17 protein-coding genes and 2 tRNA genes are annotated in these 15713 nt (G+C 62.3%); 1 reads left to right on the top strand and 18 read right to left on the bottom strand.

The window, feature by feature from the left end; all coding sequences use genetic code 11:
- Positions 1-565 precede the first annotated feature (565 nt).
- Positions 566-958 (top strand): hypothetical protein, encoded by a 393-nt coding sequence (locus ABGV18_RS03385; protein WP_396581659.1) that lies wholly within the window; start codon positions 566-568, stop codon positions 956-958.
- A gap of 162 nt (positions 959-1120) precedes the next feature.
- Here the strand turns inward: ABGV18_RS03385 and ABGV18_RS03390 are convergent, their stop codons facing one another.
- The 18 genes from ABGV18_RS03390 to lolB form a co-directional block, all read right to left on the bottom strand.
- Positions 1121-1351 (bottom strand): hypothetical protein, encoded by a 231-nt coding sequence (locus ABGV18_RS03390; protein WP_396581658.1) that lies wholly within the window; start codon positions 1349-1351, stop codon positions 1121-1123.
- 114 nt (positions 1352-1465) lie between these two features.
- Positions 1466-1618, bottom strand: a complete 153-nt coding sequence (locus ABGV18_RS03395; RefSeq protein WP_396581657.1) for a hypothetical protein — start codon at positions 1616-1618, stop codon at positions 1466-1468.
- A gap of 690 nt (positions 1619-2308) precedes the next feature.
- Entirely contained in the window at positions 2309-2926 is a 618-nt protein-coding gene (locus ABGV18_RS03400; RefSeq protein WP_396581656.1) for a hypothetical protein, read from the bottom strand.
- A 1121-nt stretch (positions 2927-4047) separates the two neighbouring features.
- Entirely contained in the window at positions 4048-5883 is a 1836-nt protein-coding gene (locus ABGV18_RS03405) for a DUF927 domain-containing protein (protein ID WP_396584816.1), read from the bottom strand.
- A gap of 80 nt (positions 5884-5963) precedes the next feature.
- A complete protein-coding gene (locus tag ABGV18_RS03410; protein WP_396581654.1) occupies positions 5964-6902 on the bottom strand; it encodes a toprim domain-containing protein in 939 nt (312 codons plus the stop codon).
- A complete protein-coding gene (locus tag ABGV18_RS03415) occupies positions 6899-7222 on the bottom strand; it encodes a helix-turn-helix domain-containing protein (RefSeq protein ID WP_396584817.1) in 324 nt (107 codons plus the stop codon). Before ABGV18_RS03415 ends, ABGV18_RS03410 begins: the two co-directional genes overlap by 4 nt.
- Positions 7219-7431: a hypothetical protein gene (locus ABGV18_RS03420; protein ID WP_396581653.1), complete on the bottom strand. Its 213-nt coding sequence runs from the start codon at positions 7429-7431 to the stop codon at positions 7219-7221. Before ABGV18_RS03420 ends, ABGV18_RS03415 begins: the two co-directional genes overlap by 4 nt.
- Positions 7428-7646 (bottom strand): helix-turn-helix transcriptional regulator, encoded by a 219-nt coding sequence (locus ABGV18_RS03425; RefSeq protein WP_396581652.1) that lies wholly within the window; start codon positions 7644-7646, stop codon positions 7428-7430. Before ABGV18_RS03425 ends, ABGV18_RS03420 begins: the two co-directional genes overlap by 4 nt.
- A 192-nt stretch (positions 7647-7838) precedes the next feature.
- On the bottom strand, positions 7839-8648 hold the full coding sequence (locus ABGV18_RS03430) for a hypothetical protein (RefSeq protein WP_396581651.1): 810 nt from the start codon (positions 8646-8648) through the stop codon (positions 7839-7841).
- 44 nt (positions 8649-8692) lie between these two features.
- Complete coding sequence (locus tag ABGV18_RS03435; protein WP_396581650.1) at positions 8693-9910, bottom strand: tyrosine-type recombinase/integrase; 1218 nt, start codon at positions 9908-9910, stop codon at positions 8693-8695.
- 206 nt (positions 9911-10116) lie between these two features.
- Positions 10117-10193, bottom strand: a tRNA-Met gene (locus ABGV18_RS03440).
- Between the two features lie 70 nt (positions 10194-10263).
- Positions 10264-11358 carry a redox-regulated ATPase YchF gene (gene ychF, locus ABGV18_RS03445; RefSeq protein ID WP_396584818.1) on the bottom strand — a complete coding sequence of 365 codons (1095 nt, stop codon included), beginning with the start codon at positions 11356-11358 and terminating at the stop codon, positions 10264-10266.
- A gap of 73 nt (positions 11359-11431) precedes the next feature.
- Positions 11432-12016, bottom strand: a complete 585-nt coding sequence (gene pth, locus ABGV18_RS03450; protein WP_396584819.1) for an aminoacyl-tRNA hydrolase — start codon at positions 12014-12016, stop codon at positions 11432-11434.
- A gap of 102 nt (positions 12017-12118) precedes the next feature.
- Positions 12119-12787: a 50S ribosomal protein L25/general stress protein Ctc gene (locus tag ABGV18_RS03455; protein WP_396584820.1), complete on the bottom strand. Its 669-nt coding sequence runs from the start codon at positions 12785-12787 to the stop codon at positions 12119-12121.
- A gap of 178 nt (positions 12788-12965) precedes the next feature.
- Positions 12966-13925, bottom strand: coding sequence for a ribose-phosphate diphosphokinase (locus ABGV18_RS03460; RefSeq protein ID WP_396584821.1), 960 nt, complete (start codon positions 13923-13925; stop codon positions 12966-12968).
- A 17-nt stretch (positions 13926-13942) separates the two neighbouring features.
- Positions 13943-14019, bottom strand: a tRNA-Gln gene (locus tag ABGV18_RS03465).
- 87 nt (positions 14020-14106) lie between these two features.
- The gene (gene ispE / locus ABGV18_RS03470; RefSeq protein WP_396584822.1) at positions 14107-15033 is read right to left on the bottom strand and encodes a 4-(cytidine 5'-diphospho)-2-C-methyl-D-erythritol kinase; all 927 of its coding nucleotides are present in this window, start codon (positions 15031-15033) and stop codon (positions 14107-14109) included.
- Positions 15030-15692 (bottom strand): lipoprotein insertase outer membrane protein LolB, encoded by a 663-nt coding sequence (gene lolB, locus ABGV18_RS03475; RefSeq protein ID WP_396584823.1) that lies wholly within the window; start codon positions 15690-15692, stop codon positions 15030-15032. Before lolB ends, ispE begins: the two co-directional genes overlap by 4 nt.
- Positions 15693-15713: the final 21 nt, after the last annotated feature.

Raw genomic sequence — 15713 nt, forward strand, 5'->3', positions numbered from 1 at the left:
CAGCGCCGGGTCGTCAAGGCCGAACATATCGCCCTGATCGGCGGCGTTGTTATCACCCATCGACTTAACCGCGCGCATGATGTTGACCGCCACGCTGATCGGCTTGCCTTCCTGGGCTGAGCCCCAGGGCTTGCAGGCGGTCGCTGTACGGGGCGGCGTTCGCTACTTGCGCGGCGCCCTGGTCGGTGACTTGACCGGCTTGATGCGCCTCGACCAATAGCTCGCTGCCTCTTTCAGCGACCTGCCACCCAGTTCGGCCTTTTTGTCTGGACGTGAGCCCTTCGGCTGCTGCTTCATCGCCCGTGTACCCGCTTTGCTGGAAGAATTGGACATAGTCTTTCACCTCGCCCTGGCCGTCGCGGGTATTGAGGCCCGCGCCCCTCTTTCGCCTTCTGCTCTTCCGATCTCATCGGGATAGCGGAGGCCCTTCACCGGACAAGCTTGCTCGACGGAGCGGCTCATCGACAAGAAATTTGACCGCGATCCAATAAGCATCATACCTTGCGATTTGCATGAAAAGATTGGACCCGGGAACGGTTTGTCAAAAAACACAGGATTTACAAAAATGGAAAGATATTATCTTATCAAGTTGATACTTGCGGCGCTCATCACAACCACAACTGGGTGCCAATTTCAGGAAACAGAACAACCAAATTACTCCAGTTACGATGAATGTGTAATACAAAACGCAAAGCATGCCAAGACAAACGGAACCGCACGAATTATACAGAGATCTTGCCTTGGCCAGTTTCCGATCCAATTTGATTGGCAAGAAATTGCAGACAAAGCGAACATGAAAAGCTGGAAAGAAGTCTTGCAGGGAAAAGGATTCAAAGAACTTGCAGAAAAGGAAAAACAGGAAGCAAAAAACCAGTATTGGGAAGAGGTGATAAAACCATTTATTAGAAATGATTTCATAGAGACTGCGAGGGAGCAGTTCCTAGCCATTCGGCATTAAAAATTCCTATGAATTAAAATGCTTGCGCGGCATGGCCAACACCTAAATGTTGTGCCGGTGGTTCCGGTCTCGTGATTCATTAGGGCCGGGCAGGTGGCGGCGTGCGCCGCCCGCAATCCTTTCAGACAAAAGCAGAGGCACGAGCCTAGACCGAGCGCCTGTTTAGTTAGGTTTGACGATGAAGGGGTCGAGCAGGCTGAACCCAAGCGTCATCACGGCTACCCACAAAAACCAGGATGAAACCATAATGACAATGCCGATTGTCGCGCGGCGCCCTTCGTTGTCCGCGCCAGGGTAAATCTTGCCCACGAACGCCCGGCCGCCGACAACGGCGCCAAGCATTAACAAGAAGGCCGGGACATTGACCACCCACATGGCAACACTGGGGCTCATTTCATCTTTCCCTCACTCATGCTCCGCCTCCTTGAAAAGGAAGATCATGTTCACAAGTACGAGGAGCGCATTCAGCGCCACCTCAACAACTTCAACCGGGGGTATGATCGGTGCCTAGCCCAGCCCGTGCTTGAGATAGTCAGCAACGTAGATCCATATGGTGCCGATAACGTAGCTTGCAAGCAGCAGAACGACTATCAAGCCAAAGGCAGCCTCGAGGCCAACAAATTGATTGCCCCCACCTTTCTTCTTCCTTCTTTCACTCATGCTCCGCTTCCTTCATTGCTCGGCAAAATTCGTCAAGATGGTGGTCGATCCTCCACTCGATAATCGCCCCCATGGTGGTGCGCTCAAGATGGCTTGACCACTACAAGGACACTGGGAAGTTTGCCGCGCGGGGCGGGCCTCCCTTTTCGTCTTTTTGCTCTAACTATTCCTAACATTTAATGACCTTACCAAGTCTAGCGCGATCCCCGCACGCGGTGCATTTACTCCACTTGTTCTCGATCCGGTTCAGCACGTCGTGTGGAACCGCCAGCACATCGAGCAACATCCCGGACGCTTCGGCGAGGTCTCCGTCGAGGTTGGGCCGGATGAACTCCCGTCAAAGCAGGCCGAGATAGATTCGGCGTTCCTCGATTGCCTCGATCATGCCGCGCTCGGTCATCATTCCCATGGCGCACCCTCCGCAGGCACAGGCCGCCAACTCGAACAGGCGCGGCGGTCTGTGTCGAACATGAAACCGCAGGTCGGGGGCGGCTCGCACACGTTGAACCCGGCGCATCTGCGAACCCGCAGGCCAACGGATCGACCAGGGACCCGCTTGGTGTCAATCAAGTTTGCCGGGTGGTTCCTAGCCCTTAGGCACGCTCTACGCTTCCCGCGTGGGGTAGGGCGGGTACAGGGCCCCGAATGACTCGCTATGCCTGCCACCTCGCTCTCTTGCGGCCTCTCCCGCTATTCCGAACCACGGTTCGCGTTTTTCTCTGCCCAGGACTTAGAAGGGCCTTCCTCGGATGGCGCAGAAATTGGATCAAGCATGTTTGGCCCGGCAGATACCCAGTAGGCATCTGTCTGCCCATGTGGCCGAAGTTTCCGCATGGAAAAGCTGAGGTCACCCAAAAAGACTACGTCACCAGCGTTGAACATGCGGCACTCACCACGGAGCCGATGGGCGCTCAATGACCTTGCAAAAGCCGCTTTGTCACCGGACGCGGCAAAAGAAGCTAGCCGGTCATAATCACCACGAGACTTGCAGCCAACGATGCTGCTTTCTGCGAATCGATACCAACCGGATGAGCTCGCAACTTGTGGCGGCGCATTTTCTGCCGTGGGGTTGTCATTGGTTTCAGGCGAACTGACTTCATCAGGACTGCCGTAAACCATTTCGATTTGCTTTTCGATCGGGACCGGAGTGTAGACCTCACGGTTTGAATCGACGGCGGGCTCTCCAAGTATCGCGTCATAGGCTCCAGCCCCAGCGAAATAGAAACCAAACCCGATGATCGCGGCGAAAATAATGGCAACCGGCCCATAGACCAGCACACGGATCGTGTTTTCTATCCAGCGCGGCATGAGAGCCCCCTATGGCCGCACTCCGGGCAATCCCTCATCGTCATTTAATGACACTCCATGTTGTTGACCTCAGCCCTTACAGTAGCCCGATACCAACGGCAGAAAAACCCGCAATGTGCCGGCCATGGTGATTGATCATCGGCGCAAGGGCCCCTAGTAACCTACCGCCAGCGTCGGGACCGTGCCCGTTCCTCGGCACGTCGAAGGTAGGCGGTGTAGCCGCGAACCTGATCCCCCAGGGTCGAGCCCGGCGGCGCCACTTTCCCGCTTGCTTGCAGTTGTCGCAGGCGTCGGGCGGGGATGCCCAACAGTCGGGCCACGGTGCGTTGTGGCGGCGTCAGAGTGTCCAGGTCGATCATTGGTTGGTGCTCCCGGTTCCGGTGTCGTGGTCGGCCAAGGCTGGGCCATTCGTTGCAGTCGGGCGGGCTGGCAAGCGTGGGCGCTTCCGGTATCTGGGGGACAACAACAACCCCCAAGGCAGGCCGAAAATTATTCGAACTCCGCGGTCTGCCGCACCCGCGTGGCCGGCAACTCTCAGAGGGACCCGCGCACTTCCCGTCCGCCATGAGCGCGTGAGCATGTCGGTCTGCTATCGTCCGTATTGGCCCCCTCGCCAGGAAGGCGATGCACCAAGACATTGGGAAGTCTGCGATGCGGGGCGGGCCTTCCTTCCGTGTCTCTCTGCACTAACTTTTTCTAACTTTCTGACCCGGCTTGCTTGGCTCGGCCGCCATCGCTATGACTCTCCCTCCACAGTCACAGGCCGCCAGATCGAACAGGGGCGGCGGTCGGTGTCGAACATGAACCCACAAGCCGGGGGCGGTTCTCCCGCCAGGCATCGCCCGACACGGGCACGGGGTGCGATCCGCTCGAAGCGTCGGCAGTCGAGACAGCGAACCAAGGGCAAAGGCGGCACACCAAAGCCGGGCCATGCCGCCGGCTCTGCCTTTGGTGCTTGCGGCGCGGCCTCCCGTTTTTGACTCGGACCCCTGCTATTTTCGGTGGTACGGGTGGTACAAGGGGTACAGCCCCGCCATGGCGCGGTTTCAGATGTACCATCTGCCTTTTTCTCAGGTGGTACAGGTGGTACAGGCCGGCGGGTGGTCATGTGGTCGAGCACGTTACCCAGCCCCATGGTCGCCTCCCTCGTCGGGCAGTCTCACGACATAAAGCCGCTTCTTACCCTCCGGCGTGCGTACCTGCTTTGATCGCTTGCCGTAACCCGCTTCCTTGTCAGCAAGCCAACCGGCCACGTCCAATGCCTGGGCAATGCGGGCAGTGTCGAAGCCTGGGGAAGCGGCCCGAAGGCCGGTCGGAGTGAACAGGTAATCACGCACCCCGTGGCGCTCACGCCACCAGCCAGCGCGGCCCGCGTGCGTGGTCACCTTGTCCGGTCCCTCCAGATTGGTAAACCGAGTGTCGGCATGCGCGTCGATAAAAGCCGCCACGGCATCGCACACCTGCCGATCCTCGGTTACACCCGAACCCTTGGCATTCGCCCACACGGCGAACAGATCGGCGGCGGCTTGCATGGCCTCGCCTTCGGGCCAGCCGGTAATGCCATATTCCGTCGCCAACTCGCCCGCGATCCCCGCCACGGCAAACGCCTTGGCGGCGCGACCCTCCAGGCCATCGCGGCCGGCAAAGGCGGGCAGGGCCAAGGCTCGCTCCAACTCCCCGCCCATGTCTCGGGTGTCATCGATCAACCGGCACACGAACTCCGGGCCGGCGTGCCCATAGTGGCGACCGGCGGCCCGCTTGATCGCGTCCGCTAGCGACCGGCCGCCCTCGTGCTTGTGCAGGTCATCAAACACCCCTTGGGCGCGGTTGGCGGGAATGTCCAACAGCCGGACCGACTGCCCGGCTTTCTGCCGGTGTCCGCCTTCGGCCATGTGGGCGGCCAAGGTGCGTTCCCCGGTAGACAACATCGCCACCCGCCAGCGGTAGGCATGTCGTGCTGCCCCTGTCCGGGCGGCGCGCGTCTTACCGACTCCGTTGCCAAGCGCATAGACGGTGCTACCAATCTCCCGGCTGTCCGCCTCGCTGATCTCGTCAAGGCATAACAACGTGTCGTTCAGCGCGGCGGCGATGCCCTCCAGGCCATTGCCCGTCGCTCGCCAGGTGCGTACAAAATCAGGGCCACCCCATACGCTGGCGGCCGCGTGCAAGCCGGTGGTCTTGCCGCTCGAACTGTCACCCACAAAGTGGAACCCGTGCCCGGTGTGAGAAGCCACGCGCTCGAACAGGGGCCCGGCGAACCCGACCGACACGGCGAACACCAGCACGGGGTTGCCCGCCATCAACGAAGCGAGCTCATCCCGCCAGCCGGACAAGGTGCCGCCAGCGGTGAACTGATCGGCGGCCGGGTGCTCGCTCTGATAGCTCACGTCGCCTTCGCCAATCGTCTTCCGGGGCAGGATGAATAGCTCGTCACCATGCCAGCCGGTGCGGGTGGCGGCGGTGACTCGTCGCCTCGGGCTCGATTGCATCAACCAGGCGTTAAGCCGTGCTCGCGCCTCCGGGTTGATCCTTACCCCAAGGTCGAGCAATTCGGCGCGCATCTCGTCGCCCCCGGCATTCAGCAGGCGCATGGGCATTGCCCACTCCCGCCACTGGCCGTCCGGGTTCACGAACCGCAACAGGCGGCCGAAGCTATCGCCCTGGGGGCTGGCGGTGATCGCCTCGACGTGGATTGGCGAACACACCCACAGGTCGAAGGGCTCCGGCGGTTTGTCGCCTTTGCCGCCTCGCATGCCGTGGTAGTACAGGCCGGGCCGGCCCAACTCGGTCCAATCGTTGTAAACCGCAAAGCTCGGGCGCTTCGGTTCCGGCAGCTCCGGCGTTTCGGGCGGCGGTGCCTCAGTCGGTGCAACCGGCTCGGGCAACTCCGGGGCGGTTTCGTCTGTACCACCTGCACCACCCTCGGAAATGGCCGGTGGTACAGGCTCAGGCCGCATGCTGGCGGGCTTGTACCACGTGTCCCACCTGTCCCCCCGGTTTTGCAAGGGGGCCGGGTTCGTTTCGGGTGCTGTCTCTGTCATTCGGCACCCCCTTGGTGATAGGCCATCAGGTCGTTGAAGTCGGAAATCTCCAGCGGCGCGCCCGGCGGGAAATCCGGCCAGATAACCCGACCGCCAGCATTGATCGCGGCGGCTCGCCCGGCTGCCATGCCGGGGTTGTGGTCCGGGTGTTTGCGGTCGTTGTCGCAAGCGACCACCAACGGCAGGTCGGGCCAACGCTCACGGGCCGCCAGCGCCACGGGCTCCAGGTTGCCGGCGTCGATTGCGGCTAACACCAGGTCGCCCGGTGACATTGCCGCCAGCGTGCAGCCGGTCGCCCATCCTTCGCAGACGGTCAGCCGGTCCGGTTGCTCGGGTGCATGAACAGGGATCGCATGCCCGCGCTTCGCCCCGCCGGACAACATGCGCTTCCCGCCCTGTTGATCGATGAACTGGAGGGACGCAAGCGACCAATCGGATAGGCGGCGGATAGGTAACACTAGGCGGCCGCCTTGCTGACGGGCACCCATGGGCTCGATCCGCTTTCGGGCAGCGTAGGGGTGGGCCGCATCGGCCGGGACCGATCCCGCCCATAGGCTGGCGGCTCGCTTGGCGGCCATGGCATGGCGGTTTGCTCGGTCGGCAGCGGTCTGGGCTTTGGCGGTTGCAATGCGTGCCCGTTGCTCTGCCTTCTCGGCCTCGCTCAGCGATTGCCAGGCATCGGCGTGCCACGTGTGCTTTGCCCCGGTCCGCCAGCTACCGAACACCCCGACCGGGTTTCGATCTCCGTGCAGCACGTACCACCCGTTTTTCGATCCGGGTTTGTCACCCTCGACCCGGTATCGGCGCATATCACCATCGGCAACCAGGGCGGCACCTTCGGCCGGGGCCAACTCGGCCTCACGCATGGCCGCCAGCATGGCAAGCTCGGGCGGCGTGATTGCCTGTCTCTCGCCTGTCTGGGTTCGTGCGCTCATTGGCTCACCTCCGCAGCTCCAGGCATTAGGACGTACTCGGCAACGTGGTGGGGGTTGCCGGCGGCGTCGCGCTCTGTGCGCCATAGCGTTTCGATGCGGTGGCCTCGGGCTCGCAGCTCAAACACACGGCCGGCAGGGTGCAACACGTTAAGGCGCTCGCGTGCCTCAATCGTTGTCAGGCGGTGATGCTGGCGAAGGTGGGCGAGAACGCGGGCGCGTTGTGCTTCGGCACTCCGGCCCTGTGCCTGGGCGGTGCTACGCTGACGGTGTGTCCCCGGCCCCTGCATACCTTCGCGGTGTGTGGGGGTTTCTCGTTTCATGCCACAGCCTCCCGCTCGTTTGCCTCGATCTCAGCGGCCAGCGCATTACGCGACCGGACTTCGGCGGCGTTCAGCTCGTGCCGGCGGCGGTAGGCTTCGGCCTCCGCTCGACTGGCGAAGGGACCGGCCACCATGTGGCGAATCAGGATCGGCGGGAACACGGTCGGCAGGGCGCGGCGGTCGGTAAGGTGGTAGGCGCGGGCGGTCATGCTTCCACCCCCTGCCGGTCGGCAATGAACTGGTCGAGGGTGGACAGCCGCCAGCCGGTTACCTGTGCCGACAGCTTGATAGGACGTGGAAGCTCCCCGCGCTCGACAAACCGGTAGAGGGTCGATTTACCGATCCCCAGATAGGCGGCCGCCTCACGCGGACGGATGATGGCTTGGCCCTGATAGGCCGGGCCGGCATGGGTGTTTCTGGTCATGCGTCTTACCCCGTGGGTTTCGTTGAACACGGAATAAAACTAGGGCGGGAACGGGGCGGCGAATAGGTGGGCAGGTTGCAGAAAACCCATCCCGTAGAGCGGGTGCAACCTGGGGTGGGTAGGTGCTGACCTCGACTCGCTGAGATCCCTCGAACCCTATCGTGACGGGCTTTGCTAGAGGGGGTAGGTTCGTCAGTCCCCGCCTGGGGTTTTCGGTGATCCGCCTTGCGGTCGCCAGTTGACGACGGCGGCGGCTTGCTCGATTCCGGTCTGATTCATCTTGCGCTTGCCCGTTTCGCGGTCCGTTGTCACCAGGTCAAGCTCGGAATAGTGAGACTCCAGCCATTTGGTCGCGGCTGATTTCGGGCTCTGCCCGCTCCACAGCTCGTCATCCTCCATCGCTTCCCATGCGCGAACAGCGGCCGCCAGCTTCGGGGAGTAGCGCGGGTGTTCGCGGTCGAGATATGCGGGCTTCCCTTCTGATTCGAGGCCGAAAAACGGAACGGGAAATCGGCGCGACTCCAGCCAGGAGACCAGGTCATCACGCGCCACGGTCGTCTCGAACCAATCAGGGAATTGCTTGTAGAAGAATGACCCGCCCTCGGACTGGTGGAACTCTTCGTCTTCGTCGGCGGTGTTGCCGTACTCGGGGTTCATTCCGAACGGCGCGGTTTCTCCGGCCTCCCGGTAGTCCATGTCGGTCACTGCGTCTGCATAGCCATATTCGCGGGCCGAATAGCGCACGGTCGCCGGCAGCTTGTCTTCACGGATCGCGTTGGAGATAGCAGACAGCACGGTCTCAAGGTCCGCTAATCCGGGGTCCAGGTTGTTGGCATCAATGCTGTGAGGCGTCGGCAAATTGCGCCCATTGTCCGGTTTGAACCAATAGACCTTTGTCGGCTCGATACCAGCCACGAGCGCGACGGCATCAACCACCCGGAAAACGTCACTCAGCGCCCAAAACTTCCCGATCTGCCGGGTTGATTCGGTTTGGTCACTCATCGCTTTCCCTCTCTAGTGTTTCCCGTGGAATCGTCCATTGGCGGTCACTCGTCGCCAGGCTTTCGCAGCCGGTCGCAGTAGTCCGCCCATGTCTGCATCATTTCCCGCCGGTCCTCCAGGTGCTTGGTCCGGTTGTAGCTCCGGCCGTTGGGATCTCGCACGGTGTGGGCTAGCTGGTGCTCAATCCAGTCGGGGCGATACCCCAACACCTCGTCGAGCATGGTGCGGGCGCTCGCCCGGAAACCGTGGTGGGTGTGCTCGGTCTTGTCGAAGCCAAGGCGGCGAAGGCAGGCGTTCACGGTGTTGGCGGATAACGGCCGATCCGCGTTGCGGATGTTGGGGAACACCAATTCCCGGTGCCCGGTCCATGCCCGCAGCTCCCGCAGAATCTCGACGGCTTGTGAGGGGAGGGGCACGGTGTGCAACTCGGGCTGCTCTTGCGCCTTGCGCTTGGATTTCCAGAACGTCCATTCCGCCCGGTCTAGGTCAACTTCCGACCAGCGCATGTGCCGCAACTCGCCGGGGCGTGTCCACAGCAACGGGGCGAGGCGGACGATTGCCAAGACTTGAGGTTGCGCCTCTAGGCCGTTGATCGCTCGCAGCAATTCCCCGAAGCGGGCCGGGGTGGTGATGGCGGAAAAGTGATCCGGCGCGGGTTTCTTTGCCATGGCTTCCTCCAGGCCGGCGGCCGGGTTGAAGGTGGCCAGGTCGGAGGCAATGGCGAACTTGTAGATTCGGGCAACGTGCTGGCGGGCGCGGCGTGCCGACTCGATCCCAGCGGACTTCTCGACCACGCGCAACACCTCCAGCAATCGGGAGGGTGTTATCTCAGCAATCGGCACGTGGCCAAGGGCAGGGAACACGTGGCGGTTTAGCCGGCCCTCGACCTTCTCGCGTGTACCAGCGGCCCACGCTTGCGCGGCCAGCCAATCGCGGCCGACTTTCTCCAGGGTGGAGGTCCGGGTCTGATCGGCCATGCGGGCGGCCTCGACTTGTTGGCGACGGTGCTCGATTGGGTCGATCCCATCCGCCAGGAAGGCGCGGAACTCGTCACGGCGGCGGCGAGCATCGGCCAAGCTCATCTCTGGCAGCTTGCCCAACGTGGTTTCCCGGCTCTTGCCGTGGAACTTGTAGCGGAACACCCACGCCCGGCCACTTTCGCGGACGCGCAAAGACAGGCCGCCCCCGTCAAATAGCTTGAAGGCGCGGCCGGCGAACTTGGCCCGGCGAACGTCGAGCGCGGATAGTTGGTTGGTACGCATGCCTCTGTCCCCTGTATCAGCGAGGCGGGGCAGGGCGAAGGTGGGGGCTAGTCAGTCCCCACCCGTGCCGTGGTCCCCCCTCTGGTCCCCTCTCTCTATCCTACATTGGTGGGGACCGGCTGGGACAGGGCGGGACAGCAAAAAGCCCCGGAACCGCACTTTAGTGAGATCTCCGGGGCTTTTTGGGACTCACTGGGGAGGCTGTTTGGTGGCTATGGGTGGATTCGAACCACCGACTCCGGCATTATGAGTGCCGTGCTCTAACCAGCTGAGCTACATAGCCAAGCAAGGCGCGCATTATCGGGATTCCCCGACGGGTTGTCAACCCTGTCCGCGCGCCTTTTCACGCCCATTCAGACATTGAATCGGAAGTGCACGACATCCCCTTCGTGCATGACGTAGTCCTTGCCTTCCAGCCGCCATTTTCCAGCTTCCTTGGCCCCTTGCTCGCCACCACAAGTGACGAAATCGTCGTAGGCGACCACTTCGGCGCGGATAAAGCCCTTTTCGAAGTCGGTGTGGATCACACCGGCGGCCTGAGGGGCCGTCATGCCGCGCTTTATCGTCCAGGCACGCACTTCCTTTACCCCGGCGGTGAAATAGGTCTGCAGGCCGAGCAACTCGTAGCCGGCGCGAATCACCCGGTCGAGTCCGGGTTCCTCGAGTCCCATCTCATCGAGGAACATGGTCTTGTCCTCGCCTTCCAGGTCGATCAGTTCGGCCTCGGTGGTCGCGGACACCGGCACCACCGTCGCTCCCTCAGCGCCGGCGAGGTCGCGGACCTGGTCGAGGAACGGATTGTTCTCAAAGCCGTTCTCATCCACGTTGGCAATGAACATCAGCGGTTTGCTGGTCAGCAAGTGCAGATCGTGAAGCAGGGCGAGCTTCTCGGCATCAAGCTTCATGCTTCGGACCGAGTGCCCCTGATCGAGCACCTCGGCAACTTCCTTGACCAGCTCGAGCTTGGCCGCGGCATCCTTGTTCTGACCGGACTTGGTCTGCTTGGTCAGCCGGTCGGTGGCCTTTTGCACGGTGTCGAGATCGGCAAGTGCCAGTTCGGTATTGATCACCTCGATGTCGGCGACCGGGTCGACCTTGCCCGCCACGTGGATGACATCATCATTGGCGAAGCAGCGCACGACCTGCACGATGGCATCGGTCTCACGAATGGTGGCCAGGAACTGGTTGCCCAGACCTTCGCCCTTGGAGGCACCGGCCACCAGCCCGGCGATGTCGACGAACTCCATGCTGGTCGGGATGACCCGCTCGGGCTTGACGATCTCGGCGAGCTTGTCGAGGCGGGGGTCGGGGACGGCGACCACCCCGACGTTCGGCTCGATGGTGCAGAACGGGTAGTTGGCCGCCTGGATGCCGGCCTTGGTCAGCGCGTTGAACAGGGTGGACTTGCCGACGTTGGGCAGGCCCACGATGCCACAGTTGAAACCCATAGGGACTCCGTTGATTCAGTGTCAGGATGCGGCCGGGCAGGGCGGCCGCGGGTGTGTCGGGTCGTCCGTCCGCTCAGGCGGACGGGCGATAGCTGTTGATCGCCTGCCTCAGTGCCGCGTCATCGGCATGCACGAGCTTGGGCGCGAGGTGACGGACCTCGATGACCACGTCCTCGATCAGGCGTCGTTCATCCGGGGGCGGGTTGGTCAGGACATACCCGACCACCGCATCTCGGTGCCCCGGGTGCCCCACGCCGATGCGCAGGCGCCAGAAGTCCGCGCTGCCGAGCGCGGACTGGATATCCTTGAGGCCATTGTGACCGCCGTGCCCGCCACCGCACTTCAGTCGCATCCGGCCAGGTGGCAGGTCGAGCTCGTCGTGGATTACGAGGATCTCTTCTGGGGCGATCTTGAAGAACTGCGCCAATGGACCGACGGACTGGCCCGACCGGTTCATGAAGGTATCGGGCCGCAGCAGCCGTAGGTCGACGCCGTCGACCATCACCCGGGCAGCCGCGCCCTTGAACTTGCGTTCCTCGGCCCAGCTGCCGCCCAGTGTGGTGGCGATGGCGTCCACGGCCCAGAAACCGGCATTGTGGCGGGTGCCATCGTACTTCTGTCCGGGGTTACCCAGTCCCACGATCAGCTTGATACTCATGGGCGCGGATTATCGCATAGCTGATTGCGCCAACACCCGGACCGAAATGAAAAAACCCCGATCAATTGATCGGGGTCTTTCGAGGATCGCGGCGGGGGAGGATCAGGCTTCTTCGCCGCCTTTCTCTTCCTCGCCACCGGCTTCGGCTTCTACGTCGGCCTGTTCTTCCTCTTCCGGCTCTTTCTCCAACTTCGGCGGGTGGATCGCGACCACGGCCACGTCATGCCCTTCACCCAGCGCGAGCTCCGGAATGGCGATGCCTTCCGGCAGGTTGATTTCGCTCAGGTGGATCGCCTCGTTGATATCCAGTTCGCTCAAATCGATGGTCAGGTACTCCGGCAGCTGGCGCGGCAGGCACTCGATCTCGACTTCATTGTGGATGACACTGACCACGCCGCCGGCCTTGGCGCCCTTGCTCTCTTCGCGGTTGTCGAAGTGCAGCGGGACGTTCATCCGCATCTTCTGACCACGGGTGATGCGCTGGAAGTCAGCGTGCAGCACGACGGTGGTCTTGTACGGGTGACGATGCAGGTCACGCAGGACCACCTCGTCGGTCTCACCGCCGACATTGAGCTCGAGAATATGCGAGAAGAATGCCTCGTGGTCGAGGTGCTTCAGGAGCTCGTTGTGGTTGATGGTCAGCGAGACCGGGGCCTTCTTGCCACCGTAGACGATGGCCGGGATGTTCCCTTCGCGACGCAGGCGGCGGCTCGCACCCTTCCCCAGGTCATCGCGAACGGACGCTTCAATCTTAAAAGTTTCATTAGACATGATTGGGTCCACTCCAGAAATAAAAACCGCCGGGGCGACGACTGTCCGGCTCCCGGCGTCTGATGTACGGTTGTGGCCCGCGACCAAGCCACAACCGACGCGCGCCGCCCGAGTGATCGAGCGGCGCGCGAATTGTACAGGGAAAGCCCGTTCGCTGGAAGGGCAGACGGCCTTGCTGTTAGTCGTCGTTATACAGCGAACTGACCGACTCGTCGGTATGAATGCGACGGATGGTCTCGGCGAGCATGCCGGCGACAGAGAGAACGCGGATGCGCTCGCAGGCCTCGGATTCCGGCTTGAGCGGCACGGTGTCGGTCACCACCAGCTCGTCGAGGGAAGAGGCCTCGATGTTCTCGATTGCCTTGCCCGACAGGATGGCGTGGGTGGAATACGCGACCACCTTGCGGGCACCCTGTTTCTTCAGGGCATCGGCCGCCTTGCAGAGGGTGCCGGCGGTATCGACCATGTCATCGACCAGCACGCAGGTCTTGCCCTTCACCTCACCGATGATGTGCATCACCTGCGAGACGTTCGCCCGGGGGCGACGCTTGTCGATGATGGCAAGATCCGCGTCATCGAGGCGCTTGGCAACGGCTCGGGCACGCACCACGCCGCCGACGTCCGGCGAGACGACGATCAGGTCTTCGTATTTCTGTCGCCAGATGTCACCCAAGAGGATGGGAGAGGCGTAGACGTTGTCCACCGGAATGTCGAAGAAGCCCTGGATCTGGTCGGCGTGCAGATCGACGGTCAGGATGCGGTCCACGCCGCCGCTCTGCAGCATGTTGGCCACAACCTTGGCGCTGATCGGCACGCGAGACGAGCGGACACGACGGTCCTGGCGGGAATAGCCGAAGTAGGGGACGACCGCGGTGATGCGGTGAGCCGAGGCCCGACGCAGCGCATCGGTCATCAGCATGAGCTCCATGATGTGGTCGTTCGTCGGATCGCAGGTCGGCTGAATGACAAAGATGTCGCGACCGCGGACGTTTTCCAGGAGCTCGACGGCGGATTCGCCGTCCGAGAAATGCGCTACCGATGCCTGTCCGAGTTGGCTATCAAGACTTTCCGCAACTCGTTCGGCCAATGGCCGATTCGCGTTGCCCGTGAAGACCATCAAGGAGCGTGTTAGTGACATCGGTCTCGCCGGTTATTTGGCTGGGCCGGCAGGATTCGAACCTGCGAATGCCGGAATCAAAATCCGGTGCCTTAACCAACTTGGCGACGGCCCATTCGAAGAAGGTGCGCATCTTAACCAAGCGATCCGGGTTTGCCAAGGGCTGATGGCGGTTTTTTTACCTTTTCGCATGGTTGGTCCCCTAAGGCGCTGTTTTGGCGTGAGCGAGCCGTGAAGAGAGGAAAAACCGTCGCAGGATTTCGTGCCTCGATGCCAGCCGCTCACCGATCCGCTGGCCCTCGAGTTCGGAGGCAACCGGGGTGAACAGGCAGGCGCCCGACCCTGTCATGCGCGCAAATCCCGCTTCGGCCTTCAAGTCGGCGAGCAGGGCGGCGAGTTCCGGCTGCTGATCCAGCACGAGCCGTTCGAACACGTTCTGCCCCTGGTCGCGCCAGTGTTCGAGCAACTCGGCATCCGGTTGCTTGGGTAAGTTGCGCTCTAGCCGCTCGTTGGCGAACAGGCCGGCGGTCGGCGAGGAGACACCCGGCACCAGCACCAGATAGATGCCGCTGGTGTCCGGCGCGACGTCGGGATGCAATTGCTCACCGATGCCGTGTGCCGTGGCACTGTGGCCATGAACGAAGACCGGCACATCGGCACCGAGCTCCTTGCCGATCCGCGCGAGGGTATCGACCGGATAATCGAGGTTCCAGGAACGATTAAGGGCTCGTAACAGGCAGGCGGCGGCCGCTGAACCACCGCCCAGCCCGCCGCCCACCGGCACGTGTTTTTTCAAGGTGATGTGCGCGCCGGGCGCGGGTTGATGGCCGCGCCGATCGTCACGGGCTTGCTCGCGCAACCGGATCGCTGCCCGGTGGAGCAGATCGCCGTGGGGATCGGCCGGCATTCCGTCGATCGGCTCGTTGCCGGCGATCCACTCGACCCGAATATCGTCGTGGCCGGTGTCGATTAGCAATTCGTCACCGTAGTCCAGCAACTCGAAGAAGGTCTGTAACTCGTGATAGCCGTCCGGCCGTCGGGCGTTGACGTGCAAGTAGAGGTTGAGTTTGCAGCCGGCCTGGAGCCAGGTCCCCGCGTTGGCGGATTCCGCGCTGGGGGAAGCGGTCATCGAGGTGTTTGTCCGATGTCCCAGGTGTCGACCACGATGCGGATCCGCATGCCATCGTGGGATAACTCGACGAAATGGGGCAGGGCGAGTCGCCCGACATCCTGGTAGCGGTCATATTCGACCTCCCAGCCATCGTCGTCGGTGAAGGCGGCGAGACGGCCTTGATCGTCGAGACGGTAGTCGCCCGCGGACAGCGCATCCAGGGAGTGACTGGGCAAACCTCTCACCCACCGCGGCAGGGTGGCCAACGGGATGCGCCAACCGGTCTGTTGCTCGAGGAGCGCTTCGGGATCGTCGGTGACGCGTTGATTGCCTTTACCGTCGGTCAGGAGCATGTGGCTTGGTGTCCCGGTCATCGCCAGGCGCCCCGTATCAAAGGGGCCACTCAATACGAGCGAGGTCACGGGGCCTACCTGTGTCCAGTCGAGTTGAACACTGCCGCCGGTGACGCCGGAGCGAACGGCCGCCCGTCCATCAAACGCCCAGTCGGCCATCGATTCGAGCGCTCGCGCGTGCGAATCCCACGCCGTCAATTGCGCCTCGCTGGCTGGCTCGGTCGGCTGTGTGCCAAGTAGCGAGGCGCAGCCGGAAAGCAGGGCGGTGGCGACGAACAGGGCGGTAATGCGCAGTTTAATGGTGGACGTTGCAATGATTGACATGAAGAAAGACGGCGTCGGTTG

The sequence above is a fragment of the Guyparkeria halopsychrophila genome (genome assembly GCF_044582135.1).
GTDB lineage: Bacteria > Pseudomonadota > Gammaproteobacteria > Halothiobacillales > Halothiobacillaceae > Guyparkeria.

Excerpts from the sequence above, each read along its gene's own strand:
- ABGV18_RS03385 (WP_396581659.1), top strand. The coding sequence starts at position 566 with ATGGAAAGATATTATCTTATCAAGTTGATACTTGCGGCGCTCATCACA.
- ABGV18_RS03390 (WP_396581658.1), bottom strand. The coding sequence starts at position 1,351 with ATGAGCCCCAGTGTTGCCATGTGGGTGGTCAATGTCCCGGCCTTCTTG.
- ABGV18_RS03395 (WP_396581657.1), bottom strand. The coding sequence starts at position 1,618 with ATGAGTGAAAGAAGGAAGAAGAAAGGTGGGGGCAATCAATTTGTTGGC.
- ABGV18_RS03400 (WP_396581656.1), bottom strand. The coding sequence starts at position 2,926 with ATGCCGCGCTGGATAGAAAACACGATCCGTGTGCTGGTCTATGGGCCG.
- ABGV18_RS03405 (WP_396584816.1), bottom strand. The coding sequence starts at position 5,883 with ATGCGGCCTGAGCCTGTACCACCGGCCATTTCCGAGGGTGGTGCAGGT.
- ABGV18_RS03410 (WP_396581654.1), bottom strand. The coding sequence starts at position 6,902 with ATGAGCGCACGAACCCAGACAGGCGAGAGACAGGCAATCACGCCGCCC.
- ABGV18_RS03415 (WP_396584817.1), bottom strand. The coding sequence starts at position 7,222 with ATGAAACGAGAAACCCCCACACACCGCGAAGGTATGCAGGGGCCGGGG.
- ABGV18_RS03420 (WP_396581653.1), bottom strand. The coding sequence starts at position 7,431 with ATGACCGCCCGCGCCTACCACCTTACCGACCGCCGCGCCCTGCCGACC.
- ABGV18_RS03425 (WP_396581652.1), bottom strand. The coding sequence starts at position 7,646 with ATGACCAGAAACACCCATGCCGGCCCGGCCTATCAGGGCCAAGCCATC.
- ABGV18_RS03430 (WP_396581651.1), bottom strand. The coding sequence starts at position 8,648 with ATGAGTGACCAAACCGAATCAACCCGGCAGATCGGGAAGTTTTGGGCG.
- ABGV18_RS03435 (WP_396581650.1), bottom strand. The coding sequence starts at position 9,910 with ATGCGTACCAACCAACTATCCGCGCTCGACGTTCGCCGGGCCAAGTTC.
- ychF (WP_396584818.1), bottom strand. The coding sequence starts at position 11,358 with ATGGGTTTCAACTGTGGCATCGTGGGCCTGCCCAACGTCGGCAAGTCC.
- pth (WP_396584819.1), bottom strand. The coding sequence starts at position 12,016 with ATGAGTATCAAGCTGATCGTGGGACTGGGTAACCCCGGACAGAAGTAC.
- ABGV18_RS03455 (WP_396584820.1), bottom strand. The coding sequence starts at position 12,787 with ATGTCTAATGAAACTTTTAAGATTGAAGCGTCCGTTCGCGATGACCTG.
- ABGV18_RS03460 (WP_396584821.1), bottom strand. The coding sequence starts at position 13,925 with ATGTCACTAACACGCTCCTTGATGGTCTTCACGGGCAACGCGAATCGG.
- ispE (WP_396584822.1), bottom strand. The coding sequence starts at position 15,033 with ATGACCGCTTCCCCCAGCGCGGAATCCGCCAACGCGGGGACCTGGCTC.
- lolB (WP_396584823.1), bottom strand. The coding sequence starts at position 15,692 with ATGTCAATCATTGCAACGTCCACCATTAAACTGCGCATTACCGCCCTG.